We start from the raw sequence: 26,963 nt of genomic DNA, 5'->3' as shown, positions 1-26,963 counted from the left end.
GCCGCTGCGGCCGGGCACTCTGGAGATTAGTAGGAAGTCCGAGTATATTCGGGTGCAGAGATGATCTAGGTCACATGCAAAGGAGCATTCCATCATGGTTCGTGAGCTTTCCCATTACGTCGGAGGACAACACGTGGAGGGCACCTCGGGGCGCTTCAGCGACGTCTACGATCCCTGCACCGGCGAGGTCCAGGCGAGGCTTCCCCTGGCCAGCGCCGAAGAAGTCCGAAACGTGGTCGCCAATGCGGAGAAGGGCCAGCTGGAATGGGCTGCGATGAACCCTCAGCGCCGCGGCCGGGTCCTGCTGAAGTTCGTGGACCTGGTCAACCAGAACATGGACGAGCTCGCCACCCTGCTGTCCTCCGAGCACGGCAAAACCTTCCTGGATGCCAAGGGCGACATCCAGCGCGGCATCGAAGTGGTCGAGTTTGCCGCCGGTGCCCCGCACCTGCTCAAGGGCGAGTTCTCCGACAGTGCCGGGACCGGCGTCGACGTCCACTCGATGCGGCAGCCGCTCGGCGTCGTCGCCGGCATCACGCCGTTCAACTTCCCGGCCATGATCCCGCTCTGGAAGTCCGGTCCGGCCCTGGCCGCCGGCAACTCCTTCATCCTCAAGCCCTCCGAGCGGGACCCCTCCGTGCCGCTGCGGCTGGCCGAGCTGTTCACCGAGGCCGGGCTGCCGGACGGCGTGTTCAACGTGGTCAACGGCGACAAGGAGGCCGTGGACGCGCTGCTGGAGGACCCCCGCGTCCAGGCCATCGGCTTCGTCGGTTCCACCCCGATCGCGCAGTACATCTACGCCACCGCCGCCGCGCACGGCAAACGCGCCCAGTGCTTCGGCGGCGCCAAGAACCACATGGTGATCATGCCGGACGCGGACCTGGACATGGCCGCGGACGCCCTGATCGGCGCCGGATTCGGCTCCGCCGGCGAACGCTGCATGGCGATCTCGGTGGCCGTCCCGGTGGGCAAGGCCACCGGCGACGCACTCGTCGCAAAGCTGCAGGAACGGATCGCGGACCTCAAGGTGGGCCACAGCCTCGCCAAGGACTCGGACTTCGGGCCGGTCGTGGCCGCCTCCGCCAAGGAACGGATCGAGGGCTACATCGCCTCCGGCGTCGAGGAAGGCGCCAGCCTGCTTACGGACGGCCGCGGCCTCAAGGTGGAGGGCTACGACGGCGGGTTCTGGGTAGGCCCGACCCTCTTCGACAACGTCACCAAGGACATGAAGATCTACCAGGAGGAGATCTTCGGCCCGGTGCTCAGCGTGCTCCGCGCCGAGGACTACGACGAGGCCCTGCGACTCTGCAGCGAACACGAATTCGGCAACGGTGTGGCGATCTTCACCCGCGAGGGTGACGCCGCCCGCGACTTCGCCAGCCGCGTCCAGGTGGGCATGGTGGGTATCAACGTCCCGATCCCGGTGCCGATCGCCTACTACACCTTCGGCGGCTGGAAGGCCTCCGGTTTCGGCGACCTCAACCAGCACGGCGCCGACGCCTTCCGCTTCTACACCAAGACCAAGACGGTCACCACCCGCTGGCCCTCCGGCATCCGCCAGGGCGCCAGCTTCGTGATGCCGGAAGGCAGCTGATGGCGGCCCGGCCCTCCGATGAGACCGCCGAAGAATCCGCCGAGGTCCTCTTTGAGCGCCGCGGCCGGCTCGGCGTCATCACGCTGAACCGGCCCAAGGCCGTCAACGCGCTGACCGCCGGCATGGCGGCGGCGATGCTGGACCAGCTCACCCTCTGGGCCGACGACGACGCCGTCGCCGCCGTGTTGGTCCGCGGCGCCGGCGAACGGGGGCTGTGCGCGGGCGGGGACATCGTGGCGATCTACCGGGACATGCTCGACGGCGGCGACGCGACGGCGGATTTCTGGGCCGTCGAGTACCGGCTGAACCTGCTGATCTCGGACTACCCCAAGCCCTACGTGGCGTTCATGGACGGACTGGTCCTGGGCGGCGGGGTGGGAATCTCCGCGCACGGCTCGGTCCGGATCGTCACCGAACGCACCCGGATGGGCATGCCGGAAACCACCATCGGCTTCGTGCCCGACGTCGGCGGGACGCTCCTGCTGTCCCGCTCGCCCGGCGAGACCGGCACCCACGCGGCCCTCACCGGGGCGCATCTGAGCGGCGCCGACGCGTTGTTCCTGGGCCTCGCGGACACCTTCGTGCCCTCTGCAGAGCTCGCTGAACTGGCCGCGGCGCTGGAAACCGAACCCGTGGACGCCGCCGTCGCACGCTTCGCCGGGGAAGCACCCCCGTCGGTCCTCGCCGCGCAGCAGGAATGGATTGACGCCTGCTACTCGTCCGACGACGCCGAAGAGATCCTGGACCGGCTCCGCACCGTGGGCGGCGAGGCCGCCGACGTCGCCGAGACCATCACGGGCAAGTCCCCCACCGCCGTGAAGGTGGCGCTCGCCTCGCTGCGCCGCGCCCACGGCCTGAGCCTGGCCGAAGCCCTGGAACAGGAGTACCGGGTGGGCCTGCGGTTCCTCGCCGGGCCCGACTTCCGCGAAGGCATCCGCGCCCAGGTCGTGGACAAGGACCGGACGCCGCACTGGCAGCCGGCCAGCCTGGCCGAGGTCAGCGGCGACGACGTCGAGGCCTACTTCGCGCCGCTGGGGGAGCGTGAACTGCAGCTGTCGCCGCAGGCGAAGAGTTCAGAGACGAACATGGAGAAGAACAATGTCTGAGACCGCTGCGCCGGAAACCGCTGCACCCGCCCTTGGCGCCATCGCCTTCCTCGGCCTGGGCCACATGGGCGGCCCGATGGCCGTCAACCTGGTCAAGGCCGGCTACACGGTGACCGGCTACGACGTGGTGCCGGCGGCGCTGGAAGCCGCGCGGGCCCACGGGATCGCGACCGCGGACACGGCCGCCGAAGCCGTCGCGGGCGCCGCCGTCGTGCTGACCATGCTGCCCAGCGGCAAACACCTGCTGGACGCCTACCGCGGCACCCCCGGCGAGCCGGGACAGCACAGACAGCCGGGCCTGCTGGCTGCCGCGGCGCCGGGGACCATGTTCCTGGACTGCTCGACCATCAACGTGGACGAGGCCCGCGAGGCCTCGGCCCTGGCGGTGGCGGCCGGCCACCGGGCCGTCGACGCCCCGGTTTCCGGCGGCGTGGTCGGAGCCGAAGCCGGAACGCTGACGTTTATGGTTGGCGCGCTGGAGGAGGACTTCGAGGCCGTCAAACCGATGCTTGAGGTGATGGGTAAACGCGTGGTCCACTGCGGCGGGCACGGCGCCGGGCAGGCGGCCAAGATCTGCAACAACATGATCCTGGGCGTCTCGATGATCGCCGTCAGCGAGGCCTTCGTGCTCGGCGAGAAGCTCGGGCTGACACACCAGGCGCTCTTCGACGTCGCCTCCGCCGCGTCGGGGCAGTGCTGGGCGCTGACCACCAACTGCCCCGTGCCCGGCCCGGTCCCCACCAGTCCCGCCAACCGCGACTACCAGCCGGGGTTCGCCGGGGCGCTGATGGCCAAGGACCTGAAGCTCGCGCTCAACGCGCTCGAAAGCACCGGCGTCGCCGCCCGGCTGGGCCCGCTGGCCTCCGAAATTTACGATACCTTTGCCGCGGAAGGCGGTGCCGGCCGGGACTTCTCCGGCATCATCACCGACATCCGGGACAAATCCGAACATCAGCCGAGGGGACAGGCATGACCGACTACGCAAACATTCTGGTGGACCGCCGCGGCCGCGTGGGGCTCGTGACGCTCAACCGGCCAGAGGCGCTGAACGCCCTGAACAAAGCCACCATGGACGAACTCGTGGCCGCCGTGTCCGCGATGGACGCCGACCCCGGGGTCGGCGCCGTCGTGGTGACTGGCTCGGCCAAGGCCTTCGCTGCCGGCGCGGACATCAAGGAGATGCAGTCCAAGGGCTACATGGAAATGTACGCGGCCGACTGGTTCCGCGGCTGGGAGGACTTCACCCGGCTCCGCATTCCCGTGGTGGCGGCGGTTTCCGGCTTCGCCCTGGGCGGCGGCTGCGAACTGGCGATGATGTGCGACTTCATCATTGCGGGGGACAACGCCAAGTTCGGCCAGCCCGAAATCAACCTCGGCGTGCTCCCCGGCATGGGCGGCTCGCAGCGGCTCACCCGCGCGGTGGGCAAGGCCAAGGCGATGGACATGATCCTCACCGGCCGCTTCATGGACGCCGCGGAAGCCGAGCGCGCGGGGCTCGTGTCCCGCGTGGTTCCGGCCGCCGACGTCGTGGAGGAAGCCGTCAAGGCCGCCGAGGTGATTGCCTCCAAGTCCAAACCGGTGGCCATGGTGGCCAAGGAAGCAGTCAACGCGGCCTTCGAAACCGGGCTGGCCCAGGGCGTGCTGTTCGAACGCCGGGTGTTCCACTCGCTCTTCGCCACCGAGGACCAGAAGGAAGGCATGGCGGCCTTCAGCGAAAAGCGGCAACCCGACTTCACCCACCGCTAAGCGGCGCCTGCTTGCCGCAGCGATCCAGTTCCGACAGCGAGGCGGCCATGCACGCAGGCTTTCTGGGGGTAGGGGCGACGCCGGAGGAGGTCCGGGCCGTGCTTCCCGGCGACGGGCTGGTCCCGGTCCCGGATGTGGTGATGGACCGGGGCTTCGGGCTGCCGGCCCCGCCCGACGCCGTCTGGCCGTGGATCGTCCAGCTGGGCAAGGAACGTTCGGGTTGGTACCTGCCTGGCTGGGCGGAAGCCCTCATTCCGGCCCGGCGCCGCGCCCTGCGGACCATTGATCCCGCACTCCAGGACCTCAGCGCCGGGGACGTCATTGCTGATTGGGGCGGCCCCAATGCCAGCTTCGAAATCGTCGAGGTGGACCCGCCAAGGGCGCTGGTGCACCGCTCGCAGCGCGGTGCGCTCACCATCAGCTGGGCGATAGTGCTGCGACCGTCGTCGGGCGCGGCAACCGGGACTCGGGTGCACCTGCGGCTCCGGCTCGCCGGCGTTAGACGCCGACGACTCGTGGAACTCGGCGGGGGCCTGTTCGATCTCCTGACCATCGCCGGACTCGCGGCCGGGCTGCGGGAAAGGCTGGGCACCCGGGGGTGACGCGGCCGCGCTAGGCCTTGCGCTTGGCGCGGAGCACCGAATCCCGGACCGTCACCGGTGCGCCGTCGGAATCTGCGGTGGCCCGCGGCCGGGACGTGCAGGTGACGATCTCCCACTCGTGCGGATCGAGCTCCGCCGCGAGCTGCTCGGCGGTGAAGAGCAACCCCGGGGCGGAGGGCCGGCGCACGCTGGTCTCCAGGTCCGAGGGGTGGTGGCCGACGATCAGCAGCGTCCCGCCCGGTGCCACCGACGCGGCGAGCCGGCTGTAGACGCTGTCGCGCTGCGGGGCGGGCAGGTGCAGGTACTGGGCGGAGACCAGGTCGAAGGTCCCGGCCGGCGGCGGCGAGGCCGTGAGGTCCTGGTGCTGCCACGTGATGCGGGCGGCGGTCTCCGGGTCGTCTTCGAGGGCGGCGGCCGCCCGGGCCAGGGCCACGGACGAGATGTCCACCGCCGTCACCCGCCAGCCGCGCCGGGCAAGCCAGGCGGCGTCGGCGCCTTCTCCGGCGCCGACGTCGAGGGCGGAACCGGCCGCCAGGTCCGCCACCTCGGCGACCAACTGGGGGTTCGGTTGCCCGCTCCACACTGAGCCGTGCTGGCCGTGCTGGCGGTACCGTTCGTCCCAGAACGATTCGTCGAATTCCATGCAGCTCTCCTCCGGTGCCCGTGCCGTGCGGCAGGGCGCCTGCCGCCTATCCAGTCTAGGCACGCCCGCCCGTCCCCGGGGCGGCGCGGAATGGCAGCGCCTGCCGCTGCTGAAAGGCTACGCGGCGCTGATCCCGAACAAACCGATGATCAGAGCCATCACCATCAGGGTTACGAGCTCATGGGCGCAGTTCAGCACGGTCAGGCCAACGGGGCGGCCCTCGAACGCGTCGTGCGTGATGAAGCGGGCGGCCGTGAACCCGGCCCACAGGATCAGGGCGGTAACCAGGGTGTTGGCGAGGAAGTTTCCGCCGTAGAAATGCTGCGAGATGGCGGCGGAGCCAGCCAGCACCCAGGCGCTGACAAAGCTGACCACCAAGGTGATCAGGATGGGCTTGACGGCGTCCCTGGCGTCCCCGCTGGGGCTGACCTTGGCGATGCGCATCCAGTAGTTGCCGAACACTTTGGGCGTGTACCAGACGGACCCGACCACCATGCTGGACAGCGTGGCCAGCAGTACCGCCCAGATGTTGATCTCCGGAATCATGGGGCTCTCCTCACCTCCTGGCCGTCCGGCCGACGGCCCGCAAACGAAGTGTACGGCTTAGCCGCTGAAGTCCCCGGCATTGCGCCGGAAGTTACCGAGGATCCGGATCAGCTGCTCCACATCCTGCTCCTCGAAGCCGGATTGGCCGAAGACCTCCGAGTTCAGCACCGCCGTCGCCCGCTTGGCCAGGGTGCGCCCCTCCGAGGTGAGCTCGATCAGCGTGGTCCGTCCGTCGGTGGGGTGCGGGGAGCGGAGCACCAGCCCGGCTTCCTGCAGCCGGTCGACGGCGTTGGTCACGGACGTAGGGTGGACCTGGAGCAGGGCGCTCGCCTTGTTCATAGGGAGCGCCCCGCTGCGGGCAAAGCTGAGCAGGGCCAGCAGTTCGTAGCGCGCGAACGTCAGCCCGAAAGGCTTGAGCGCGCTTTCGATCCGTGCCAGCAGGATCTGCTGGGTCCGCATGACGGCCGTGATGGCAGCCATCGGGGCGGCGACGTCGGCCCAGCCGTGCCGTTCCCAGTTCCGCTGGGCGTCGGCGATCGGATCACGCGGCAGCGGGGTGCCCATGCCTAGCCCTGCCCTTTCAGCCCGGGGAAGTCCGCCTCCGAGTACTCTGTGCCGAGGCCCTCCGGCACGCCGCCGGCCCCATGCCGCAGTTCCTCGCTGTGCCGAAGCTCCACCCGCCGGATCTTGCCGGAAATGGTCTTGGGCAGCTCGGCGAACTCCAGCCGGCGGATCCGTTTGAACGGCGCCAGGTGCTCGCGGCAGTAGCGCAGGATGTCCTCGGCCAGCTCGGGCCCGGGTTCGTGGCCGGCCGCCAGGACCACGAAGGCCTTGGGCACGGACAGTTTGAGCGCGTCGGGGGAGGGGACGACGGCGGCCTCCGCCACCGCCGGGTGCTCGATCAGCACGCTCTCCAGCTCGAACGGGGAGAGCCGGTAGTCGGAGGACTTGAAGACGTCGTCGCCCCGGCCCACGTAGGTGATGATGCCGCGTTCGTCCCGGCTGGCCATGTCACCGGTGTGGTAGTAGCCGTCGCGGAAGGCCTCGGCCGTCTTTTCCGGGTCCCCGTAGTAGGCCTTCATCAGCCCGACGGGCCGCGGGTCCAGGCGCAGGCACAGCTCGCCGTCGTCGGACTCCTCCCCGGTGGCCGGGTCCACGAGGACGACGTCGTAGCCGGGCAGCGGCCGGCCCATCGCGCCGATCTTGATCGGCTGGCCCGGGGTGTTGGCGATCTGCACGGTGGACTCGGTCTGTCCGAAGCCGTCCCGGATGGTCTGGCCCCAGGCGCGGTGGACCTGGTCGATCACTTCGGCGTTGAGCGGCTCGCCGGCGGAAACCACCTTCGTGGGCGGGTTCTTGAGCAGGGTCAGGTCGGCCTGGATCAACATCCGCCAGACCGTGGGCGGGGCGCAGAAGCTCGTCACCCGCTCGCGGTCCATCTGCTCCATCAGCGCCTTCGCGTCGAAACGCTCGTAGTTGTAGATGAACACGCAGGCCTCGGCGATCCAGGGCGTGAACACGTTGGACCAGGCGTGCTTGGCCCAGCCTGGTGAGGCGACGTTCAGGTGCACATCGCCCGGCTCCATCCCGATCCAGAACATGGTGGACAGGTGGCCCACCGGGTAGGAAGTGTGGGTGTGCTCCACGAGCTTGGCCTTCGAGGTGGTGCCGGAGGTGAAGTAGAGCAGCAGGGTCTCGTCGGCCAGGGTCGGCGCGTCCGGGCTGAAGTCTTCCGCCGCGCCCGCGGCCTCGCTGTACTGAAGTGCCGCTGTGTTGGTTTCGGCGTTGCCGGCGGCGCCAATTTCGATCAGGCGGTAGTCACCCGGGACGCCGGTGAACTTGTCGATGTTGGCGCTTCCGACGGCGGCCCAGCTGGCCCCGCCGCGTTCCACCCGGTCCTGCAGGTCGGCCGGACCCATCAGCGTGGTGGTGGGGATCATCACGATCCCGAGCTTGATGCCGGCCAGCATCAGCTCCCACAGCTCCACCTGGTTGCCGAGCATGATGATCATCCGGTCCCCGCGGCGCACGCCCTGGGCCCGGAGCCAGTTGGCCACCTGCGCGGAGCGCGCCGAAAGGTCAGCGAAGCTGCGCCGCGTGGCCGTGCCGTCCTGCTCCACGATCACCAGGGCGGGCTTGTCCGCCTTGGCCGGATCGGCGGCGATCTGGTCGAACCAGTCCAGGGCGAAATTGAACTCCTGGAAGCGCGGCCATTTGAATTCCTGCCGGGCGGCGGCGTAGTCCCCGCGCAGGGCCAGCAGCCTGTCCCTCGCGGCGCGGAATTCCTCAGTGACGGTCATGGTGCACCTTTCGCAGCCGGTCGCAGCCAGGCGGTCCGGTGGCGGCCGCCGCTGGCCTAGTGATCCACATCACTGTGCAATATACTAGGACATCCAAGGGTTTGGAAGAGCCGATGTTGCTGCCGATGCGCGGCACATTACGAAGGGATATGTGCCCGTGCAGTCACAAGGAAGTGCCGGCGGACAGACCGCCGTCCAGGCAATGGCAGGCCAGGCAACGGCAAGCCGCGGCGGCGCCGCGGAAAGTTCGGCCCAGGCCCCGGCAACTCCGCCGTTCCCGGACGCAGACCTGATGTACATCGTGGACCTCCTGCCCGCGGACGAGCGGGAGCGCTACCAGGGGATCCGGGATTTCCTGCAGGCCCGGATCCGCGCCGCATCGATCGACTACTGGAACCGCGAGGAGTTCCCCTTCGGCCTGCTCGCCGAGCTGGGCAAGCACGGCCTCGGCGGCCTGCAGACGGACGGCAGCTCCAAGCTCTTCAAGGGGCTGATGTATGTCGAGGTGGCGCGCGCCGACGTCTCGCTCTCGGCGCTGGTGGGGATCCACAATGAGCTGATCGTCGGCATGATCGACGAGCTCGGCTCGGAGGAGCAGAAGGCCCGCTGGCTCCCGGGGCTCACCGCCTTCACCCAGCTCGGCGCGTTCGCCCTGACCGAGCCGGACCACGGCTCGGACATCGCCGGCGGACTGTCCACCACGGCGCGGCTGGAGAACGGCGAATGGGTGATCACCGGAGCCAAACGCTGGATCGGCGCCGGCACCATCGCCGACTTCGCCCTGGTCTGGGCCCGCGACGTCGCGGACCAGCAGATCAAGGGCTTCATCGTCGAGACGGACCGGCCCGGCTACACCGCCACCAAGATCGCGAACAAGATCGGCCTGCGGATCATGCAGAACGCTGACATCGTCCTGGACGAGGTCCGCATCCCGGAATCCAACCTGCTGCCCGGTGCCACGGACTTCTCGCGGGCCAACGAGCTGCTGCGGGACTCGCGCGCCTGGGTAGGCTGGCAGGCCGCCGGCATCCAGCTGGCCGCGTTCGACGTCGCCCGGGCCTACTCGCTGGAACGCAAGCAGTTCGGCAAGGAGCTGGCGCGCTTCCAGCTCGTGCAGCAGCAGCTGGCCGAGATCCTCGGCAACGCCAGCGTCTCGCTGGCGCTGATGGCGCAGCTGGCGCGGATCCAGCAGGAGGGCAAGCTGGACATGGTGCAGGCCGCCATGGCGAAGTCCACCACCACCCGGCTGGCGCGGGCCTCCGTCGCGATGGGACGCTCGCTGTTGGGCGGCAACGGGATCAGCACCGACTATGAGATGGGCAAGCTCTTCGGCGACGCCGAGATCCTCTACACCTACGAGGGGAGCTACGAGATCAACTCCCTGATCGTGGCGCGGGCCGTTACCGGGAAGTCCGCTTTCGTCTAGAGTCCGACGCGTCCGCGCTCCGGCCGGCCGCGGCCGCGAGCCGGGAACGCCCTAGCGGGAGGCGCCGTAGCGTTCGCTGCGGTTGCGGCCGGCGTGCTTGGCCGCGTACAGCGCCCGGTCCGCGCAGGCCAGCAGGCTGTGGCTGCCGGCGTCGCGGAGTTCGCAGACGCCGGCCGAAACCGTGAGGGAGCCGACCTCGCCGAACGGCTCCGACTCGATCGCCTTACGGGCCCGTTCCGCCGCGAGCAGGGCCTCGGCGCCGTCCGTCCCCGGCAGCAGCCAGACGAATTCCTCACCGCCGAAGCGGGCCACGATCTCATCCTGGCGGGCGACGCCGCGGAGCCGGGCCGCGACATCCGCGAGCACCACATCGCCGATGATGTGGCCGAAGGTGTCGTTGACCTTCTTGAAGTGGTCGATGTCGAGGACGACGGCGCTGAGGCTGGTGCCGCGGGTGGCCGCCAGTTCAATCTCGTGCGAGAGGTGCTGCTCGAGGGCACGCCGGTTGGGCAGGCCGCTGAGCTGGTCGGTGGTGGCCTGCAACTCCAGGCTGGCCCGGGCCTCGGTGTTGCCGATGGCAATTTCCACCAGTTCGGCGAACTGGGCCAGCCGTTCCAGCATCACCTCGGTGACGCCCGTGCTGGACTTCGAGGTCAGGTTAACCACGCCCCACAAACTGCCGTGGACCCTGATCGGGGCGCCCGCCGCGGACTGGAAACCTCCGGCCCGCATCTGCTCGGCGGCGGGGCCCCCTTCCGGGCCGTAGACCACCAGGGCGGGCCTGCCGGTTACGGCGACGCGGACGGTGGCCGAGATGTCGGTCGGCGAAAAAACGTGCGTGCGGCTCAGGGTGGGCGGCAACGCCGGCGCCATCGCCACGATTTCCGCTGACAGTGCGCCGGTGAAACGGACGACGGCGGCCGAGTCCACCTGGAAGAGGTCCCGCACAATGAAAGCGACCTGCTCCGAGATGGCCGCCGGGGCGGCGTTGCGGGCGACGGCGGTGGCGATCTCGTGCAGCGCGGCCCACGTCTGTTCCTGCCGGAGCCGATCGGTGACGTCGACCGCCACCACCATGCCGGCGGTGGCGGCGTCGTCGTCGGAGTAAACGGGGCCGGCCTTCAGCCGGTAGGTGCGGGGCCCGATCTGCCGGGTCCAGGAAACCTCCTGGCCGGACAGCGCGGCGCGGTAGCGGGGTTCCAGTTCGTTGGCGAGGGCGCCGTCGAGCACATCGTGGATCCGCCGGCCCTCGAGCTCGGCGGAGCGGTAGCCGAAGGCCTCCAGCTCCTGGCCCTCGGCGATCAGGTAGCGCAGTTCCGAATCGAAGAGCAGGACAAAGACGCCGGGGACACTGCGCGCCAGTGCCCGGTAGCGGTCGGTGTCGCGCTGCTGGCGGCGCTCGGCGAGCACCCGCTCGGTGATGTCCGTGACCATCACGAAGAAACCCTGAACCCCGCCGTCGCTCAGGTCCGGCATGTAGGAGACCTCGGCGAAACGCGTCGCACCTGCGGCATCCGTGAGCGTGCGCTTGAAAAGCTGCGGCTCGCCGTCGAGCACCTTGGAAATGTGGGGGTAGTTGGCCTCGTACACAGCGTCGCTGAGCAAATCCCGGATGTGGATGCCGTGCAGTTCCTCGGGGGAGACCCCGAACCACTCGCGGTACGCGTCGTTGGCCAGCCGGTTGCGCAGCTCGGCGTCCCAGTAGCCCACCATCGCCGGAATGCCGTTGAGCACGGCCCGCAGCTGGGCGGGTACCTCCGGCAGCGGCGGCTGCCGTGCGTTCTCCCGGGCGAGAGCGCTGTGAATATTCATTGCCCCAGTATCTATTGCGGCGGCTCCCGACGGAAAACCGGGGCTGCCGCCCGCGCGGCCGCCCGGGCGGCCGTCTCTATCCTGTTCCGGTGGGCCGCCCAATCCTCGCCGGTACGCAGCGTCAGGTTTGGGTCGCCGGGTCCTTTCCCGGCCGTCCCGTCGATGAGTTCGCGGAGGATGTCCGCATGGCCCAGATGCTGCGCCGTTTCAACGCACAAGTGGACCAGGATCTGCTGCAGCGTGACGTGTCGGCGGTCCTCGGCCCACCATGGAACCTCGCCCGGGGCGTCCAGCGGAAGGGCCTCGATGGTGGCATCGCTGTGGGCAGCGGCGGCGTGGTGCAGTTCCACAATCTGGTCCCGGGTCTCGTCCGGGGTCGCCCACAAGTCGGCATCCGGTTCGGCACCCTCTTCCAGCCAGGGCAGGGGCTGGGCGTGGGGGCGGCCGAACACTTCGCCGAAGTAGCCGATCTCGACGCTGGCCACGTGCTTGACCAGGCCCAGGAGGTTGGTTCCGGTGGGCGTCACGGGCCGGCGGACGTCGTACTCATCCAGACCGTCCAGCTTGGCCAGCAGTTCGGCGCGGCGCAGGCGCAGGTACCGGTGCAGAATCTCCTTCTCGTCCATGCCCGGAATCCTACCGGGCCGCCCCCGCTTCAGGGCTGGAAGCGGTAGCCGATCCCGGCCTCGGTGAGCAGGTGCCGGGGTGCGGCGGCATCCGGTTCCAGCTTGCGGCGGAGCTGGGCCATGTACACCCGGAGGTAGTTGGTCTCCTTCGCGTAGGCCGGACCCCATACCTCGGACAGCAGCTGTTGCTGGGTGATGAGCTTCTCCGGGTTACGGACCAGCACTTCCAGCATTTTCCACTCCGTTGGGGTCAGGCGGACGTCCTCGCCGTCGCGGGTGACCCGGCGCTTGCCGAGGTCCACGGTGAAAGCGTCGGTTGTGACCACCGGTTCGTGCTCCGGATCGGCGCTGCGGCGCAGCAGCGCGCGCAGCCGGGCCAGCAGCTCGTCCAGCCCGAACGGCTTGGTGATGTAGTCGTCGGCGCCGGCGTCGAGGGCCTGGACTTTGTCGTCCGAGCCATGGCGGGCGGACAGCACCAGCACGGGAACCTGGCTCCAGCTGCGCAGTTTCGCGAGGACTTCGGTGCCGTCCATGTCCGGGAGGCCAAGGTCCAAGACGATCAGCGCGGGCGGGATTCGGGCCGCAGCCAGGAGCGCGGACCGGCCATCCGACGCCGCAATGACGTCATAGCCGTGGGCCCGCAGCGTGATCCGCAGGGCGCGCAACAGGTAGGGGTCGTCGTCGACCACCAGCACTGCGGTCATGGCACGTCCGTGGGGGAAGAGAGGATCGGCGGTGCATGGTGGCGCCGGGCCAGCGCGGACTGGGGCTCCAGCGGCGCCTGGTCCGGGTCCTCCCGGAAGGGTGCACCCTCGGAGATCGGCAGGCTGATGACCATGGTCAGGCCGCCTCCCGGCGTGGCCTCCGCGCTGAGCCGGCCGCCCATGGCCTCGGTGAACCCTTTAGCCACGGCCAGGCCGAGGCCGACGCCGCTGGCCCGGCTCGCGTCATCCAGACGCTGGAAGGGACGGAACATCTCCACGACCTTCTCCGCCGGGACTCCCGTGCCGTGGTCGATGATCCGCATCTCCCCGGCGGGCCGGCCACCCACCATTGCGGGACTGAGTCCGCCGCTGCTGCCCGTGAGCACAATGTCCGAATCCGGGGCGTACTTCACGGCATTTTCCACGATGTTCGCGATGACACGCTCAAGCATTCCGGGATCCGCCTCCACCTCCGGCATGTTCGCCGGCAGCTCCACCCGGACCCGTCCGGCCGGGATTCCGTGCAGGCCGCCGCCCACCACCTCGTACCAGCGCACGGGCCGGAGCATGGGGGTGACGGAATCGGAGGTGATCCGGGACATGTCCAGCAAGTTTCCCACCAGGCTATCGAGCCGGTCGGAGCACTCGTCGATGGTCGCCAGCAGCTCCTGTTCCTCTTCCCGGCTGTAGCGGACACCGGGCTGACGCAAGCCCCCGACCGCGAGCTTAATGCCGGCCAATGGGGTGCGGAGGTCATGCGAGACGGCGCGGAGCAGCGAGGTGCGTACCGTGTTGCTTTCAGCAAGGCGGGCCAGCTGGCTCCGGCTGGCCTGCAGTTGCTGGTTCTCCAGCTGGGCCAGCAGGTGCACGCCAAACGCTCCAAGCAGACGCCGGTCGCTGGCCGGAAGCACCCGCCCGGAAAGGACCAGCCGGGTGGTGGCATTGATCTGTTCGACGTTGTCCCCGGACGGTCCGTCAGTGGTCGACGGGCCCCCGCCCTGGCGGGCTGCCACGGGTGGAAAGTCGCCGACGCCGGCCAGCAGCCGCCACTGCGCTGGTCCCGGCTCGGCGTCGACGTCGCCGCCAGCCAGGCCGAACAGGGCGGCGCCGCGGACCTGGAAGACGTCCAGAGCCTGTTCCAGCAGGCCCGTGACGGTGTCTTCGGAACCCGCTGCGCCGCGTGACAACTCGGCCAGCGTAGTTGCTTCGGCCCTGGCCCGGGCGGCCTCCTTGGAGCGCCGCGCGGAGAGGTCGACGACGACGGCGACGGCGGCGGACACGCCCACAAAGACCAGCAGGGCGAGAACATTCTGGGCGTCGCTGATGGTCAGGTTGCCCAACGGTGGGGTGGAGAAGTAGTTCACCAGCAGGCTGCTCCACAGCGCGGCGAAGATCGCAGGCCACAGCCCTCCGACCAGCGCCACAGCCACGGAACCCGTCAGCTGCACCAGCATGGACGTGGCCAGGTTCTTGTCCGGATTGACCGCCAGCAGCAGCTGGAGCAGCGCAGGAACAACAACAGCGAGGCCGAAGCCGACGCTGACGCGGAGCCTGCCCAGGTCCCTGTGCCGGTTCCGGCGCACACCGCTTGGGGCACGCTCCTGCGGCACGAGATGGACATCGATGCCGGCGGAAGCGCGGAGCACCCTGGCGGTGGTGCCCCCGCCACGGAGGCCCGCCATCAGGCGGGCTGCAGGGTCCTTGCGGGAGACGCCAAGGACCAGCTGGGAGGCATTGACGCTGCGCGCGAACTCCAGCAGCGCCTCAGCCGGATCCTCGCCGGTGACCACGTGGTAGCTGCCGCCAAGGTCCTGGACCAGCTGCCGCTGCCCTTCAAGGGCCTGCGGCGACTCGTCCGCGATCCCTTCGGAGGCCCTGACATGGACGGCCAGCAGGTCGATGCCGCTGACGCGGTGGAGCAACCGGGCGCCGCGGCGGATCAGCGCCTCGCCCTCGGTGCCCCCGGCCAGTCCGACCACGACCCGTTCCCGGGCCGGCCAGCTGTTGCTGATCCGCTTACCCTCCCGGTAGCTGGCCAAGCCCTCGTCCACCCGGTCGGCCAGCCACAACAGCGCGAGTTCGCGCAGGGCCGCCAGGTTCCCGGGGCGGAAGTAGTTGGACAGTGCCGCGTCCACCCGGTCCGGCGGCACAATTTTGCCGGCCGCCACACGCTGCCGCAGGAGGTCGGGGGAGAGGTCCACGAGTTGGAGCTGGTCGGCCCGCCGGACGACCCCGTCGGGGACGGTTTCCGCGGGACGGCCCTGGGTGATCGCACTGACGACGTCGGCCAGGGAGGCAAGCTGGTGGATGTCGAGGGTGGACAGGACGTTGATCCCGGCCGCCAACAGTTCGTCGATGTCCTGCCAGCGGTGCCGGTTCCTGCTGCCGGGGGCGTTGGAGTGGGCGTACTCGTCCACCAGGGCGGTGGCCGGCGCCCGGAGCAGGACGGCGTCCAGGTCCAGTTCCTCGACGTCGAGCCGGCCAATGGGCACCCGGCTTGGCCCAAGCACTTCGAGACCCGCCAGCAGTGCGCGGGTCTCGCGGCGGCCCCGGTCGCGGGCGAAGGCGACGACCACATCCTCGCCGGCGCCCTGGAGCCGGTGCCCTTCCCGGAGCATGGCGTAGGTCTTGCCCACGCCCGGGGCGGACCCCAGGAAGATGCGCAGCGTTCCACGTGCCATGCAGCCATTCTTCCATTCCGACCAAGCCCCGGCGGAGGAGCGCGGCGTAAAGGATTCATCAAGATCCGCGCCAGGGGGGCTGCCGGAGTCCCGGCCGCTGCTAGCTTCGCAACTGAGGGGCAGAATGCGGCGCCCGCCCGTGAGAGAGGCGCCGTGAGGAAAGGACGAGATGACCACCCTGAGCAGGCCGCCGGTAGACCCGTCGGCGCCGAAGCCCGCCCGCCGGACCATCCTGCGGAATTGGCTGCTGGTGGGGCTGCAGGACAGCAAGGGCGCGCACCAGGGCCCCGGCGGCGTGCCCACGGCCCAGGAGAAGAAGCACACCTGGTGGCAGGTCATGTGCCTGACCGGCGTCGACTACTTCTCCACCCTGGGCTACCAGCCGGCCATCGCCGCGCTCGCCGCGGGGGTGATTTCGCCGCTCGCGACGCTCGTCCTGGTGGCGATTACGCTGCTCGGCGCGCTGCCGGTCTACCGCCGCGTCGCCGGCGAGAGCCACCGCGGCGAAGGGTCCATCGCCATGCTGGAACGGCTGATGCCGCGCTGGGGCGGAAAGCTCTTCGTCCTGGTCCTGCTCGGCTTCGCCGCGACTGACTTCATGATCACGATGACGCTGTCCGCCGCTGACGCCACCGCCCACCTGGTCCAGAACCCGGTGGCGCCCGGTTGGCTGCAGGGACAAAACGTCCCCGTCACCCTGATCCTGCTGGCCCTCCTCGGAGCGGTGTTCCTGCGCGGCTTCAAGGAAGCGATCGGCGTCGCCGTCGTGATCGTCGGACTCTATCTGGGCCTGAACGTCGTGGTCGTCGCCGCGTCGCTCTGGGAGGTGCTGAGCCATCCGCTGGCCGTGGACAACTGGTGGCAGGCCATCTCCACCTCGCACGGAAACCCGCTGCTGGCGGTCGGGTTCGCGCTGCTGGTCTTCCCCAAGCTCGCCCTGGGCCTCTCCGGGTTCGAAACCGGCGTCGCCGTAATGCCGCAGATCAAGGGCCATGCCGACGATACCGAAGAGTACCCGGCCGGCCGGATCCAGGGCGCGCGCAAACTGCTGACCACCGCCGCCCTGATCATGAGCACCTTCCTGATCGTCAGCAGCTTCACCACCGTGGTGCTGATTCCGGAGCAGGAGTTCCAGCCCGGCGGCCAGGCCAACGGGCGCGCCCTGGCCTTCCTGGCCCACGAACACCTCGGCGTGGGCTTCGGCACCGTCTACGACATCTCCACGATCGCCATCCTCTGGTTCGCCGGCGCCTCCGCCATGGCCGGGCTGCTCAACCTCGTGCCGCGCTACCTGCCCCGCTACGGGATGGCCCCCGGCTGGGCCCGGGCCGTGCGTCCCCTGGTCCTGGTCTTCACCCTCATCGGGTTCCTGATCACCTGGCTCTTCGACGCCGACGTCGACGCGCAGGGCGGCGCCTACGCCACCGGCGTGCTGGTGCTGATGACCTCGGCGGCCGTGGCCGTGACCCTTTCGGCCCGCCGCCAGCGGCAACGCAAGCGCACCGTGGGCTTCGGCGTCATTGCCGTCGTGTTCATCTACACCACCGTGGCCAACATCATCGAACGCCCCGAAGGCATCCGGATCGCGTCGATCTTCATCCTGGGCATCATCGTGATTTCCCTGCTCTCCCGCGCCCGCCGGTCCTTCGAGCTGCATGCCACGCACGTCCATCTGGACCGGCAGGCGCTGGAGTTCATGTCCGACGAGCTGGAAGGGCCGCTCCGGATCGTCGCCCACGAGCCGCTGCGCCTCAGCGCGGAGGCGTACCGGCAAAAACTCGAGTCCGCGATTGAGGTCAGCCACCTGCCGCTGGACTACCGGGCGCTGTTCCTGGAGGTCATCGTGGATGATTCCTCGGACTTCGAAACCGAACTGGAGGTCCGCGGAATCACCCGGCACGGCTACCGGATCCTTGAAGTGCACGGCCCCGTGGTGCCCAACACGATCGCCTCGGTGCTGCTGCACATCCGGGATGTGACCGGGCTGATGCCGCACATCTATTTCCGCTGGACCGAGGGGAACCCGCTCACCAACCTGCTGCGCTTCCTCGCGTTCGGCGAAGGAGAAATCGCGCCGGTCACCCGCGAGGTGCTGCGCGAGGCCGAACCCGATGTCACACGGCGGCCCTGGGTGCACGTCGGCTAGGACTGGGCGGCAACCAGTGGCTCGGGCTGGGGGCGCTACAGGGTAGGAAGATCCTGGCTCTTCGCCTCCCTGGGCGTGGCCGTGGCGCGCTCGACGATTTCGCTGGCAATGGCGGTGACCTTGCGGTTCGTGTCGGCGCTCAACTGGCTGATGAGCCCGAATGCTTCATCTGCGTTGACCCCCGTGCGCCCCATGAGGATGCCTTTCGCCTGTTCGATAACCGCCCGGTTGCGGGCGGATGCCGCGACGGCTTCTGTGGCGAGTTGATGGCGGTCAGTATGGATTGATTGGGTGAGGTCCACGATGACGCCCCAGACACCGACGGGTGTATTGCCTTCGAGGATGTAGTCCGCGGAGAAGAGCAACTTGTGCTGCCGGTTCTTTTTGTCGCGGATTGAGACGTAGATGGACGATGGCCCGCCCACGGCCGCCACGCGTTCCCAGTAGGCCTGGACTTTTGGCCGGTCTTCGGGCTCGAGGTGGGGGAAGACCATTTCCATGGACGGGACCACTTCGCCCCGTTCATACCCGTAGATTCGGTAGAGGCCGTCAGACCAGCGGAAAACGCCGTCGGCGAAGTAGTACTCGACCAGCCCGGTGGGGCAGTCGAGGAAGTCGTCGTTGGGGGCCCGGTCAGGGACTGACCCCGGATATTTGCTCTTTGATGTCATGGGCCGGGCCGTTCGACGTACTGCGCCCGGCGTTCCTGCGTCTGGGCCTGAAAGGTCCAGAATATCGCAGGGCCACTGTCTGACAACGAAACAAAGCCCCTCCGGAGTGACTCCGGAGGGGCTTCATGTTTTCTAGGAGAAGTGTTCCGGCAGGCCGGGCCTTCCTGAAAGCTTAGAGCGGGCGGATGTTCTCAGCCTGGGGGCCCTTCGGACCCTGGGTGACGTCGAACTCGACCTTCTGGTTCTCGTCCAGCGAGCGGTAGCCGCTGGAAGCGATTGCCGAGTAGTGGGCGAAAACGTCGGCCGACCCGTCATCCGGGGCAATGAAGCCAAAACCCTTTTCGGCGTTGAACCATTTAACTGTGCCTGTAGCCATGCCTTTATCCTTCTGAAATGCTGCTGATCTCCGGCGGCCACGGAAGGCCAACGGCTGCGGAGACATTCGTCCGCTGTCCCCAACGTACGGGGCGCAGGGCCGCGGTGCAAGAGGCTGAGTGCGGGAGTTAATCCCGGGCTGGAGCTATAGTCGGCTCACCATGACAACAATCTCGGTGGTCATTCCCACCCGGAACGATGCGCAGATGCTCGCCGCGTGCCTGGCGGCACTCGGCAGGCAGAGCCGCCGCGCCGACGAGGTGATCGTGGTGGACAACGGCAGCACCGACAACACTGCCGCGGTCTGCACGGCCGCCGGGGCGCGGCGGATCGTCGTTGACCTGCCCGGAATCGCGGCGGCTACCGCCCGCGGATTCGACGAGGCGGACTCGGAAATCATCGCGCGCCTGGATGCCGACTCCGTCCCGCCCGCCGACTGGCTGGAACGTGTCGAAGCCATCCTGGACAAGGCCGGTCCGCTGACCGCGGTGAGCGGGCCCGGGAACTTCTACGGCGGGACGCGGTTTGCGCGCTGGGTGGGCCGGAACATCTGGATTGCCGGTTACTTCTGGGCCATCGGTCTCCTGCTGGGGCATCCGCCGCTGTTTGGCTCAAATTTCGCCCTGCGGGCCGACGTCTGGGAAAAGATCCGCGGCACGGTCCACCGGGGCAGGCCGCCGGTGCACGACGACCTCGACATTTCCTACCAGATCCCGCCGGAGGTGTCCGTGCTCTGGGAGCCGGCGCTGCGGGTAGGCGTCTCGGCCCGGCCGTTCGAAAGCCGGCACGCCGTCGGGCGCCGGCTGTCGATGGCGTGGACGACGTTCGGCGTCGAGTTCAGGTCCGAGCGCCCGCTGCGCCGGCGCCGCCGCCGCAAGCGGTGGGAACGCGCCCACCGGCGCTAGCTGCCTGGCGGCGCCCCGTCGGCGTCGGCGTAGAGCGCGATCAGGTCCCGGCTCATCTGGTGCGGCGACGTTTCGCTGGGGCTGTGGCCGCCGCGGTAGACGGAGATCTTCGCGCCGATCGCCTGCGCAAAGCGGCGGTGCAGTGCGAGCGGCCAGAGGTCGTGTTCGCCGACGGCGACGAACTTCGGCAGCGCCGCCGCGGCCAGGACCGGCCGGAGGTCCGGGGCGTGCTGCATCAGCCCGAAAATGTCGTTCACAGCCTTCCGGCGGGTGAAGCGGAAGCGGTATCTCACGAAACGGATCCGGTTCTGCCCCACGCGGACCACGTTGCTGCGGATGCCCGCGATCATCAGCGCCGCGCCGACCCTGGCGCTGGCCCAGCCGCTGAACCGGCCGATCCGCTGGACCCCCCGGAAGCTGTTGCCGGGCTCGGGTGGGCAGCTGAGCAGCGTGAGGCTGCGGAACAGCTCCGGCCGTTGCGCGAACGCCACCTGCGCGACGATCGCGGCGAAGGAGTAGCCGACGACGTGCGCGGCGCCCTCCCCGTCCTCCAGCAGGGCGATCAGGTCGTCGGTGAAGAGCTGGTAGTCGTAGTGCTCCCGCGGCGGGTCGAGGTGCTCGGGGCCGGCGTCGGCGGACTCATACTGGCCCGCGATGTCGCAGCTGAGCACAAAGTAGCCGGCGGCCGCGAGCCGGGGCAGCATCAGCGAGAAGTCTTCCTTGGACCCCGTCGCGCCCGGGACCATCAGCACCCGTGGATGGGCCGGGTTGCCCATGGACAAGGTCGCCAGCTCACCGCTCGGCGCATGGAAGGTCCCGCGGACAGAGCCCGACGGCGGGGCGAACCAGTCGACGTCGGGCAGGGCGGCGTCCAGCCGGGCGGCCTCGTCGATGAGCCCCGAGCCGAAGACCCCGGGGTCCGGTTCCGGTGTGCCCGGAAGGTTGCGGCCTGTTGACGCCATGGACTAAACATTGCCCCCGGCGCGGGGGCGGTTCCCGGACGGCGGTCCGCCGGGGTCCTCAGGCGCCGGCCACCCTGCGCACGAACGCGTGCAGGCGGCGGTAGACCTCCTGCGACTCCGGGTAACGGAAGTCTTGCTGCCACGTGTGTTCGGTGTTTGGGGAGTCCCAGCCGTAAATCAGGGTGTCAACGTGCACCTCGTGCTTCCGCAGGCGCTCTATGAAGTTCAGGTTGGCGGCGTAGAAGAAGTCGCGTTCCGAGGTGGTCACGAAGACCGGCGGGAACCGGGCGTCGAGCCACTCGATCGGGGACAGGAAGCCGGCCGCCCTGCGCAGCTCCGCGATGCGGCGTCGGCCAGGGCGGCGCGCTGCCCGGGGCAGGAGCATCCGGACGAAGTCCAGGCTGAGGACGAAGCCCTTGTCGAAGAACACGGAGAAGTCCACGACGCTGCAATGCTGCACCAGCCCGCGCAGGCTTGAGGCGGGGGTTGCCGGCGCCAGCGCGTAATGGCCGGCCAGTTCGGGACGGAAGCTGGCAGCGGCAAGGAGAGCGGCGATCTGGCCGCCGGCGGAGTCGCCGCCGAGGACAATCCTGGCGGGGTCGCCGCCGAAGCCCGCGATGTTGTCGCGGACCCAGGCCAGCGCAGCGTTGGCGTCCTGGAGGACGTGGGCCATGTGGAAGCGCGGGGCCCGGCGGTAGTTCACGTTGACGGCGACCATCCCGCCCTCCGCTTGGCTGGCGCAGTACTTGGTCAGCGAGGCCTTGTCGCCCGAGGTCCAGCCTCCGCCGTGGAAGTAGACATAGACCGGCTGCGGCCCGGCGCCGTCCGCAGGAGCGGCCCCAGCGGCGGACGGGGTGATGACGTCCAGGCGGTGAGCCCTGATGCCGTCGCCCACGAAGTCAATGTCGTGGAAGTAGTCGACGCCGGTGACGGGGTCGGCGTTGAAGCGGGCCTTTTCGCTCGGGCCCAGCGAGTGCATCAGGACCCGCCAGGCCCACACCGGAACCCGGCGGAGCACGCCGCGCGCGCGGCGTGCGAGGCCGAAGGCGCCGCCGGCCCGCTGTGCAGGGTATTGCACGGGCTGCTGCGGGAAGGGTTGCTGGGGTGGGGGCTGGACCGCCGGGGTCATGCTGCCATTCTAGCTGGCACGGCTGTGCTACCACGGTGAGGACAGCCTGTTCCCGGCGGCACCCGGGGCTACGCCCCGGGCCTCAGCCTGGGTGCGGCTGAGCTCAGTCCGGCAGTTCCTGGACCGTGCCGGCGGCGCCGTCCACGGTGACCCGCTGGCCGGTGTGCAGCCTCGTGGTGGCATCCGGCACGCCCACCACCGCCGGGATCCCGTACTCACGGGCGACCACGGCCCCGTGCGAGATGACGCCGCCCATCTCCATGACCAGGGCACCGGCCGTCATGAAGAGCGGGGTCCAGCCGGGGTCGGTCGAAGGGGCCACCAGGATTTCGCCGGGCTCGAGGCGGGCGCCTACCGGGTCCAGGATCACCCTGACCAGCCCGGTGGCGGTGCCGGCCGATGCCGGGGTCCCGGACAGGGCGCCGGTGGCCGGACGCTTCGCCATCACGGCGGCCTCCACGTCGGTCCCGTCCGAGAGCAACACCCGCGGGATGTGGCGGCGGCGCAGTTCGACGTCGTACAGGCGGCGGCGGCTCGCGACGAGAGGCTGCATTCCGGCACCCCGCAGGGCCACCCGGAGCTCGGCGAAGTCCAGGAAGAACACATCGTCGGGCGCCGCGATAACCCCGGCACGCACCAGCTCTTCGCCAACCAGCAACAGCTGCCGGTGCATTTCGCCGAGGATCTTGACGATGTGGAACTTGGGCAGCTCGCGCAGGCCGGACAGCTCCCGGACCCGGCGCAGGCACAGCTCGAGCAGCCGGGCCCGCCACTGGCCCCGGGCGCCGGCGCGCTCCACGAGACTGCGGATCCTCTCCTCCGCGTGCTCGGCGGCCCGGCGGAATTGCCGGTTCGGGGCCTGCTCGGGGTCCTCGACGCGCAGGTAGTTGGAGATCATTCCCAGGATGTGGTCCGGCTGGTCCGACCAGCGCGGCATGCCCAGATCGATCTCGGCCACCGCCCGGTGGCCGTACCGGACCAGGAAGTCACGGACCCCGGCCTGCGCCGGCGCGGGAAGCGAGCCGGCGCGGTATGCCGCCGCGAGCCGCGCCGGGTCCTGCGCCAGGAAGACGTCCCGCGAGTCGGGATCGGCGCCGATCCCGACGGCCAGTTGCCAGAGTTCCAGGTCCATCTCGGTGGTCACATTGTGCGGCAGCCCGCGCAGTACCGCCTCCAGCTCGCGCGGCGGGGCGATGCCGCGAAGCAGCCGCCGTGCCACGGCCAGCATGATGTAGCCCACGGATGGCCCGGGCAGGGTGGCGCGGATCAGCCCGTCAATGGTCCGATTGGTGATCAGTTCGGTGTAGTCGAGCCGCTGCACGGCGGTGGCGGGCTCGGGCAGCACCAGCTCCGCTTCGAGGCGTTTTCCGTAGGCCTCGGCCCGGCGAAGTTCGGCCTCAGGCCGGAGGGCGGCGCCAAACAGCGCCGGGATCAGGCCGAGGAGCATGGCCAGGGTGGTGCTGGCCTCGGCGCCTTGGACCTGCCCACCGCCGGTGGCCCGGGCGGGCCGGGGGAGGGCCTTCCGGGGGCGTTGCCTGAGCGCGAATCGCGGATCCGCCAGCAGTTCGGGGAAGATCGCGGCCGATCTGCCGTCCGCCAGCGGCAGCACCCGCGTCAGGTAGCGGCGGCCCCACTTGTTCTGCACAATCGCGGTGAGGTCCACGTACATTCGCAGCCCGGGGTTGACGTACCGCCAGGGGCCCTTGCGGTTCCGCATCAGGCCGAGGGCCGCGAGCCCGATCGGCGTGATCGGTCGGGTGAGCCCCTGGAACAGGGTGCCGCAGAGGTAGACGCGCGCCCCGGCCGAGGGCGGATCAATGGGGGTCGGGGTGTTGGAGAACGGATCCTCCAGCGGATACAGCGTGGTGATCGGACGGGACTGCGTCAGCCAGGCCTTGCCCGCGGCGTCGATGACCCACTCCACATCCTGCGGCGCGCCGAAGAGACGCTGGACTGCGTCGCCCAGGCGGGTCAGTTCGGTGAGTTCGGCGTCCGCCAGGCTCCAGCCGCGTGCGGGACCGCCGTCGCCCGGAACCCGGGCCAGGACCGCCGCCGTCGCGGTGTCCACGGTGAACTGGTCAGGATTTACGGCGCCCGACACCACAGCCTGCCCCGCGCCGGGGCTGGCGTTGATCACCGTCTCGGTCCGGGTTCCGGTCACCGGGTTGGCGGTGAACATCACGCCTGCAGTGGCGGCGTCGACCATGAGCTGGACGACGACGGCGAGCCCCACCTCGCGGTGGCTGATCCCGTTGGCGGACCGGTAGGCCACCGCCCGGTCGGTCCATAGCGAAGCCCAGCAGCGCCGCACGGCGTCGACGACGGCGTCGGCGCCGCTGACGCCGGTGAACGAGTCCTGCTGGCCGGCGAAGCTTGCAAAGGGCAGGTCCTCGGCCGTGGCCGAGGACCGCACCGCGACGGCCGGCTGCGCGCCCAGCAAGCCGTAGGCCTCCCGCAGCGCCGCGTCGACGCCGGGCGGAACCGGCGCTGACAGGATCAGCTCTCGGGCGCTGGCCGCCAGGCGGTCCAGTTCCGCCGGCCCCGGACCGGCCGCCTGGCCAGCCGCTGCGCCGGTAGCGCTGTCGGCGGGCGCGCCGTCGGCAGCCGCGTCGAGCCGGGCGGCCAGGGCTGCCAGCGCGGGCGGGGCCGCGAGGCGGTAGGCGTCGGTGGTGAGGCAGAAGCCGCGCGGCACCGGAAAGTCCGCGGCGGTGAGCCTGCCAAGGTTCAGCGCCTTACCGCCGACCGACCGCAGGGGAGCGGAGGCGGTCCGGCCAAGGTCCAGCACGAACTCGTCCGGCGCAGCGGCGTCCGGCTCACCGTCGTCCGCTTCGGAGCGCATGGCTTGCGCGCCTAGTCGCTCGCCGGGTCGCCGGCGTCCTCCCACTGGACGTCCAGGTTGCGGAACACCGGCGGCGAATCGCACAGGGCCGCCATGCGCGCCGCGAATTCGGAGGTTTCCGGCCGCCGGGAATTCTCCATCGCCGACTCGTAGGAATCGAACTCGACGATGGTGAGGTACGTGCCGGGCCGGTCACGGTCCGCGGTGTTCAGGATCCGACGGAAGGTCGGGGCGGTTTCACCCTCGGTCCGGGAGGGCCTGCCGAGCGCTTCGATCTCCTCAATGCGGGACGACTGGTATTCGATGATCTGCACAAACCTGGCCATGACGGCTCCTTGACGGCTGCGGGTGCTGATGCGCATCACGCTAGACCCGCCGTCCCGGCAGTGCAAGGGCCGCACGATCCCCTGCCCGTTCGGCTAGGGCGTCAGCAGGACCTTGATGGCGCGCCGTTCGTCCATGGCGCGGTAGGCCTCCGGCGCCTCCTCCAGCGGCATGACGACGTCGAACACCCGGCCGGGGTTGATGCTGCCGTCCAGCACGTCGGCGAGCAGTTCCGGAATGTAGGTCCGGGCGGGAGCCATCCCGCCGCCGATCGAGATGTTGGTGTCGAACAGGTAGCGCAGCGGAATCTGGGCGCCGCCGGTCGGCACGCCCACGAAGCCGAGGGCGCCGCCCGGGCGGATGCTGTGCAGCGCCTGCTCCATGGATTCCTTGGTGCCGACGCATTCCAGCACGGAATCGGCCAGCACTCCGCCGAGCAGTTCGCGGACCTTCGCGACGCCGTCGTCCCCGCGCTCCGCGACGATGTCCGTGGCGCCGAACTCCCGGGCGATGGCTTGCCGGTCGGCGTGCCGGGACATGGCGATGATCCGTTCCGCGCCCAGCCGCTTGGCGGCCAGGACTCCACAGAGGCCCACGGCGCCGTCGCCCACCACGACGACGGTCCGGCCCGGTCCCGCTTTTGCCGCGAGGGCTGCGTGGTGGCCGGTGGCCATGACGTCGGAGAGGGTCAGCAGGCTGGCGCGCAGCGCGTCGTCGGGCTCGGTGATGCCAGGAACCTTGACGAGGGTGGCGTCGGCGAGCGGGACCCGGACTGCCTGGCCCTGGCCTCCGTCGATGGCCAGCCCGGCGTCATCCTTGCCGCCCCAGCCGGCCAGGTGGTCGCAGGCGACCGAGACACCGTTGAGGCACTGCGGGCACTTGCCGCAGCTGACCACGAACGGCGCGATCACCAGGTCCCCCACGGCCAGATCGGTCACCGCGTCGCCGATGCTTTCGACCAGGCCGATGAACTCATGGCCGATCGCACGCGGCTCGTGCGTGGGCCGCACGCCGCGGTACGGCCACAGATCGGAGCCGCAGACGCAGGAGGCGGTGACCTTGACGACGGCGTCGGTGGGCTGCTGGACGGTGGGGTAGTCGCGGTCTTCAACCCGGATGTCGCCGGGGCCGTGGATGATGGTGGCGCGCATGGGGGCTCCTCGCCTGGTCGTGGATGGGGTGGAAACGAGTCTAGTCCTGGACGTCGGTGGCGGTCCCGGGGCGGAGCAGCCGGCTGATCCGGTCCTGGACCCTCAATTCCGGGGCGGACTCATGGTTGAACAGGATGCGGTAGATGACCGGCGCCACCACGGTGTCGATAATCTCCCGGGCCGCCGGCGCGGTTTCGCCGCGGGCTTCGGCCAGCCTCCGGAGCTCCTCGACATGGCCCTGCATAAGAGCGAAGTAGTCCCGGGTCACGGCGCCGTCCGCGAGCATGTCCCGCAGCACCTGCCGCCCCAGCGGGGAGGAAAATTCCTCGACGTAGGGGACGAACCAGGCCTCCATGTCCCCCCTGAGCGACCCGGTGTCCTCCACCTGCTCGGGCAGCATCCGGTTGGACGCGACGGCGGCGAGCAGCCGCGGCAGGTCCCCCCACCGCCGATAGATGGTCGAGGAGTTCACGCCGGCGCGTTCCGCCACCAGCGGCACCGACAGGGCCGAGCGGTCGCCGTCGTTCTCCTCCAGCAGCGCCCGGACCGCCTGGTGCACTGCCTGCTGGACGCGGGCGCTGCGGCCGCCGGGTCGCGGAGTCGCTGTAGCCATCATCACACCATGCTAAGGCACAACTTCTGCTTTAGTGGCGGCGTCCGGTGCTAGTCTCTTAA

24 protein-coding genes are annotated in these 26,963 nt (G+C 69.7%); 8 read left to right on the top strand and 16 right to left on the bottom strand.

Going from position 1 to position 26,963, the window contains the following annotated elements; translation table 11 throughout:
* Window positions 1-94 precede the first annotated feature (94 nt).
* Genes AB4Y91_RS08050 through AB4Y91_RS08030 form a run of 5 tightly spaced genes read left to right on the top strand, consistent with a single transcriptional unit; the run spans window position 95 to window position 5,048 of the window.
* Window positions 95-1,594, top strand: coding sequence for a CoA-acylating methylmalonate-semialdehyde dehydrogenase (locus AB4Y91_RS08050; protein WP_441417968.1), 1,500 nt, complete (start codon window positions 95-97; stop codon window positions 1,592-1,594).
* Window positions 1,594-2,700, top strand: coding sequence for an enoyl-CoA hydratase/isomerase family protein (locus tag AB4Y91_RS08045; RefSeq protein ID WP_441417967.1), 1,107 nt, complete (start codon window positions 1,594-1,596; stop codon window positions 2,698-2,700). Before AB4Y91_RS08050 ends, AB4Y91_RS08045 begins: the two co-directional genes overlap by 1 nt.
* Window positions 2,693-3,673, top strand: a complete 981-nt coding sequence (gene mmsB, locus AB4Y91_RS08040; protein WP_441417966.1) for a 3-hydroxyisobutyrate dehydrogenase — start codon at window positions 2,693-2,695, stop codon at window positions 3,671-3,673. The genes AB4Y91_RS08045 and mmsB overlap by 8 nt, the downstream gene beginning before the upstream one ends.
* Entirely contained in the window at window positions 3,670-4,446 is a 777-nt protein-coding gene (locus AB4Y91_RS08035) for an enoyl-CoA hydratase (protein WP_441417965.1), read from the top strand. Before mmsB ends, AB4Y91_RS08035 begins: the two co-directional genes overlap by 4 nt.
* A gap of 47 nt (window positions 4,447-4,493) precedes the next feature.
* Entirely contained in the window at window positions 4,494-5,048 is a 555-nt protein-coding gene (locus tag AB4Y91_RS08030) for a hypothetical protein (protein ID WP_441417964.1), read from the top strand.
* Window positions 5,049-5,058: 10 nt separating this feature from the next.
* Here AB4Y91_RS08030 and AB4Y91_RS08025 read toward each other — a convergent pair whose 3' ends face one another.
* The 4 genes from AB4Y91_RS08025 to AB4Y91_RS08010 all read right to left on the bottom strand — a co-directional run bounded on the left by AB4Y91_RS08025 (window position 5,059) and on the right by AB4Y91_RS08010 (window position 8,537).
* Window positions 5,059-5,691 (bottom strand): class I SAM-dependent methyltransferase, encoded by a 633-nt coding sequence (locus tag AB4Y91_RS08025; RefSeq protein WP_441417963.1) that lies wholly within the window; start codon window positions 5,689-5,691, stop codon window positions 5,059-5,061.
* Between the two features lie 117 nt (window positions 5,692-5,808).
* A complete protein-coding gene (locus AB4Y91_RS08020) occupies window positions 5,809-6,237 on the bottom strand; it encodes a DUF1761 domain-containing protein (RefSeq protein ID WP_441417962.1) in 429 nt (142 codons plus the stop codon).
* A gap of 57 nt (window positions 6,238-6,294) precedes the next feature.
* Window positions 6,295-6,801 carry a MarR family winged helix-turn-helix transcriptional regulator gene (locus tag AB4Y91_RS08015; RefSeq protein ID WP_441417961.1) on the bottom strand — a complete coding sequence of 169 codons (507 nt, stop codon included), beginning with the start codon at window positions 6,799-6,801 and terminating at the stop codon, window positions 6,295-6,297.
* Between the two features lie 2 nt (window positions 6,802-6,803).
* Window positions 6,804-8,537 (bottom strand): AMP-binding protein, encoded by a 1,734-nt coding sequence (locus tag AB4Y91_RS08010; protein ID WP_441417960.1) that lies wholly within the window; start codon window positions 8,535-8,537, stop codon window positions 6,804-6,806.
* 292 nt (window positions 8,538-8,829) lie between these two features.
* Here AB4Y91_RS08010 and AB4Y91_RS08005 point away from each other — a divergent pair, with 292 nt between their 5' ends.
* On the top strand, window positions 8,830-9,963 hold the full coding sequence (locus tag AB4Y91_RS08005) for an acyl-CoA dehydrogenase family protein (RefSeq protein ID WP_441418173.1): 1,134 nt from the start codon (window positions 8,830-8,832) through the stop codon (window positions 9,961-9,963).
* A gap of 51 nt (window positions 9,964-10,014) precedes the next feature.
* Here AB4Y91_RS08005 and AB4Y91_RS08000 read toward each other — a convergent pair whose 3' ends face one another.
* Genes AB4Y91_RS08000 through AB4Y91_RS07985 form a run of 4 tightly spaced genes read right to left on the bottom strand, consistent with a single transcriptional unit; the run spans window position 10,015 to window position 15,786 of the window.
* Window positions 10,015-11,775 carry a sensor domain-containing diguanylate cyclase gene (locus AB4Y91_RS08000; protein WP_441417959.1) on the bottom strand — a complete coding sequence of 587 codons (1,761 nt, stop codon included), beginning with the start codon at window positions 11,773-11,775 and terminating at the stop codon, window positions 10,015-10,017.
* Between the two features lie 11 nt (window positions 11,776-11,786).
* Entirely contained in the window at window positions 11,787-12,401 is a 615-nt protein-coding gene (locus AB4Y91_RS07995; protein ID WP_441417958.1) for a DinB family protein, read from the bottom strand.
* A gap of 29 nt (window positions 12,402-12,430) precedes the next feature.
* Entirely contained in the window at window positions 12,431-13,105 is a 675-nt protein-coding gene (locus AB4Y91_RS07990; RefSeq protein ID WP_441417957.1) for a response regulator, read from the bottom strand.
* On the bottom strand, window positions 13,102-15,786 hold the full coding sequence (locus AB4Y91_RS07985; RefSeq protein WP_441417956.1) for a DUF4118 domain-containing protein: 2,685 nt from the start codon (window positions 15,784-15,786) through the stop codon (window positions 13,102-13,104). Before AB4Y91_RS07985 ends, AB4Y91_RS07990 begins: the two co-directional genes overlap by 4 nt.
* 169 nt (window positions 15,787-15,955) lie before the next feature.
* On the opposite strand from AB4Y91_RS07985, the gene AB4Y91_RS07980 reads away from it, so the two are divergent.
* Window positions 15,956-17,932 (top strand): amino acid transporter, encoded by a 1,977-nt coding sequence (locus AB4Y91_RS07980; RefSeq protein ID WP_441417955.1) that lies wholly within the window; start codon window positions 15,956-15,958, stop codon window positions 17,930-17,932.
* Between the two features lie 35 nt (window positions 17,933-17,967).
* On the opposite strand, the gene AB4Y91_RS07975 is transcribed toward AB4Y91_RS07980, so the two are convergent.
* Both AB4Y91_RS07975 and AB4Y91_RS07970 read right to left on the bottom strand, forming a co-directional pair.
* The gene (locus tag AB4Y91_RS07975) at window positions 17,968-18,603 is read right to left on the bottom strand and encodes a PAS and ANTAR domain-containing protein (protein WP_441417954.1); all 636 of its coding nucleotides are present in this window, start codon (window positions 18,601-18,603) and stop codon (window positions 17,968-17,970) included.
* A 172-nt stretch (window positions 18,604-18,775) separates the two neighbouring features.
* A complete protein-coding gene (locus AB4Y91_RS07970) occupies window positions 18,776-18,979 on the bottom strand; it encodes a cold-shock protein (protein ID WP_013599688.1) in 204 nt (67 codons plus the stop codon).
* A 160-nt stretch (window positions 18,980-19,139) separates the two neighbouring features.
* On the opposite strand from AB4Y91_RS07970, the gene AB4Y91_RS07965 reads away from it, so the two are divergent.
* A complete protein-coding gene (locus AB4Y91_RS07965; protein ID WP_441417953.1) occupies window positions 19,140-19,883 on the top strand; it encodes a glycosyltransferase family 2 protein in 744 nt (247 codons plus the stop codon).
* Here the strand turns inward: AB4Y91_RS07965 and AB4Y91_RS07960 are convergent.
* From AB4Y91_RS07960 to AB4Y91_RS07935, 6 genes are all read right to left on the bottom strand, one after another.
* Window positions 19,880-20,845 carry an alpha/beta fold hydrolase gene (locus AB4Y91_RS07960; RefSeq protein WP_441417952.1) on the bottom strand — a complete coding sequence of 322 codons (966 nt, stop codon included), beginning with the start codon at window positions 20,843-20,845 and terminating at the stop codon, window positions 19,880-19,882. The genes AB4Y91_RS07965 and AB4Y91_RS07960 overlap by 4 nt on opposite strands.
* Window positions 20,846-20,903: 58 nt before the next feature.
* Window positions 20,904-21,974, bottom strand: coding sequence for an alpha/beta hydrolase (locus AB4Y91_RS07955; RefSeq protein WP_441417951.1), 1,071 nt, complete (start codon window positions 21,972-21,974; stop codon window positions 20,904-20,906).
* 103 nt (window positions 21,975-22,077) lie between these two features.
* Window positions 22,078-24,813 (bottom strand): PEP/pyruvate-binding domain-containing protein, encoded by a 2,736-nt coding sequence (locus AB4Y91_RS07950; RefSeq protein ID WP_441417950.1) that lies wholly within the window; start codon window positions 24,811-24,813, stop codon window positions 22,078-22,080.
* An 11-nt stretch (window positions 24,814-24,824) separates the two neighbouring features.
* A complete protein-coding gene (locus AB4Y91_RS07945; protein WP_441417949.1) occupies window positions 24,825-25,139 on the bottom strand; it encodes a hypothetical protein in 315 nt (104 codons plus the stop codon).
* Between the two features lie 93 nt (window positions 25,140-25,232).
* Window positions 25,233-26,288 carry a zinc-dependent alcohol dehydrogenase family protein gene (locus tag AB4Y91_RS07940; RefSeq protein WP_441417948.1) on the bottom strand — a complete coding sequence of 352 codons (1,056 nt, stop codon included), beginning with the start codon at window positions 26,286-26,288 and terminating at the stop codon, window positions 25,233-25,235.
* Window positions 26,289-26,328: 40 nt separating this feature from the next.
* Window positions 26,329-26,901: a TetR/AcrR family transcriptional regulator C-terminal ligand-binding domain-containing protein gene (locus AB4Y91_RS07935; RefSeq protein ID WP_441417947.1), complete on the bottom strand. Its 573-nt coding sequence runs from the start codon at window positions 26,899-26,901 to the stop codon at window positions 26,329-26,331.
* Window positions 26,902-26,963 lie beyond the last annotated feature (62 nt).

This window comes from Arthrobacter sp. YAF16 (assembly GCF_052113385.1).
Taxonomy (GTDB): Bacteria; Actinomycetota; Actinomycetes; order Actinomycetales; family Micrococcaceae; genus Arthrobacter.
Note: the sequence above shows the minus strand (reverse complement) of the source record. Positions and strands in the feature narration are given on the sequence as shown.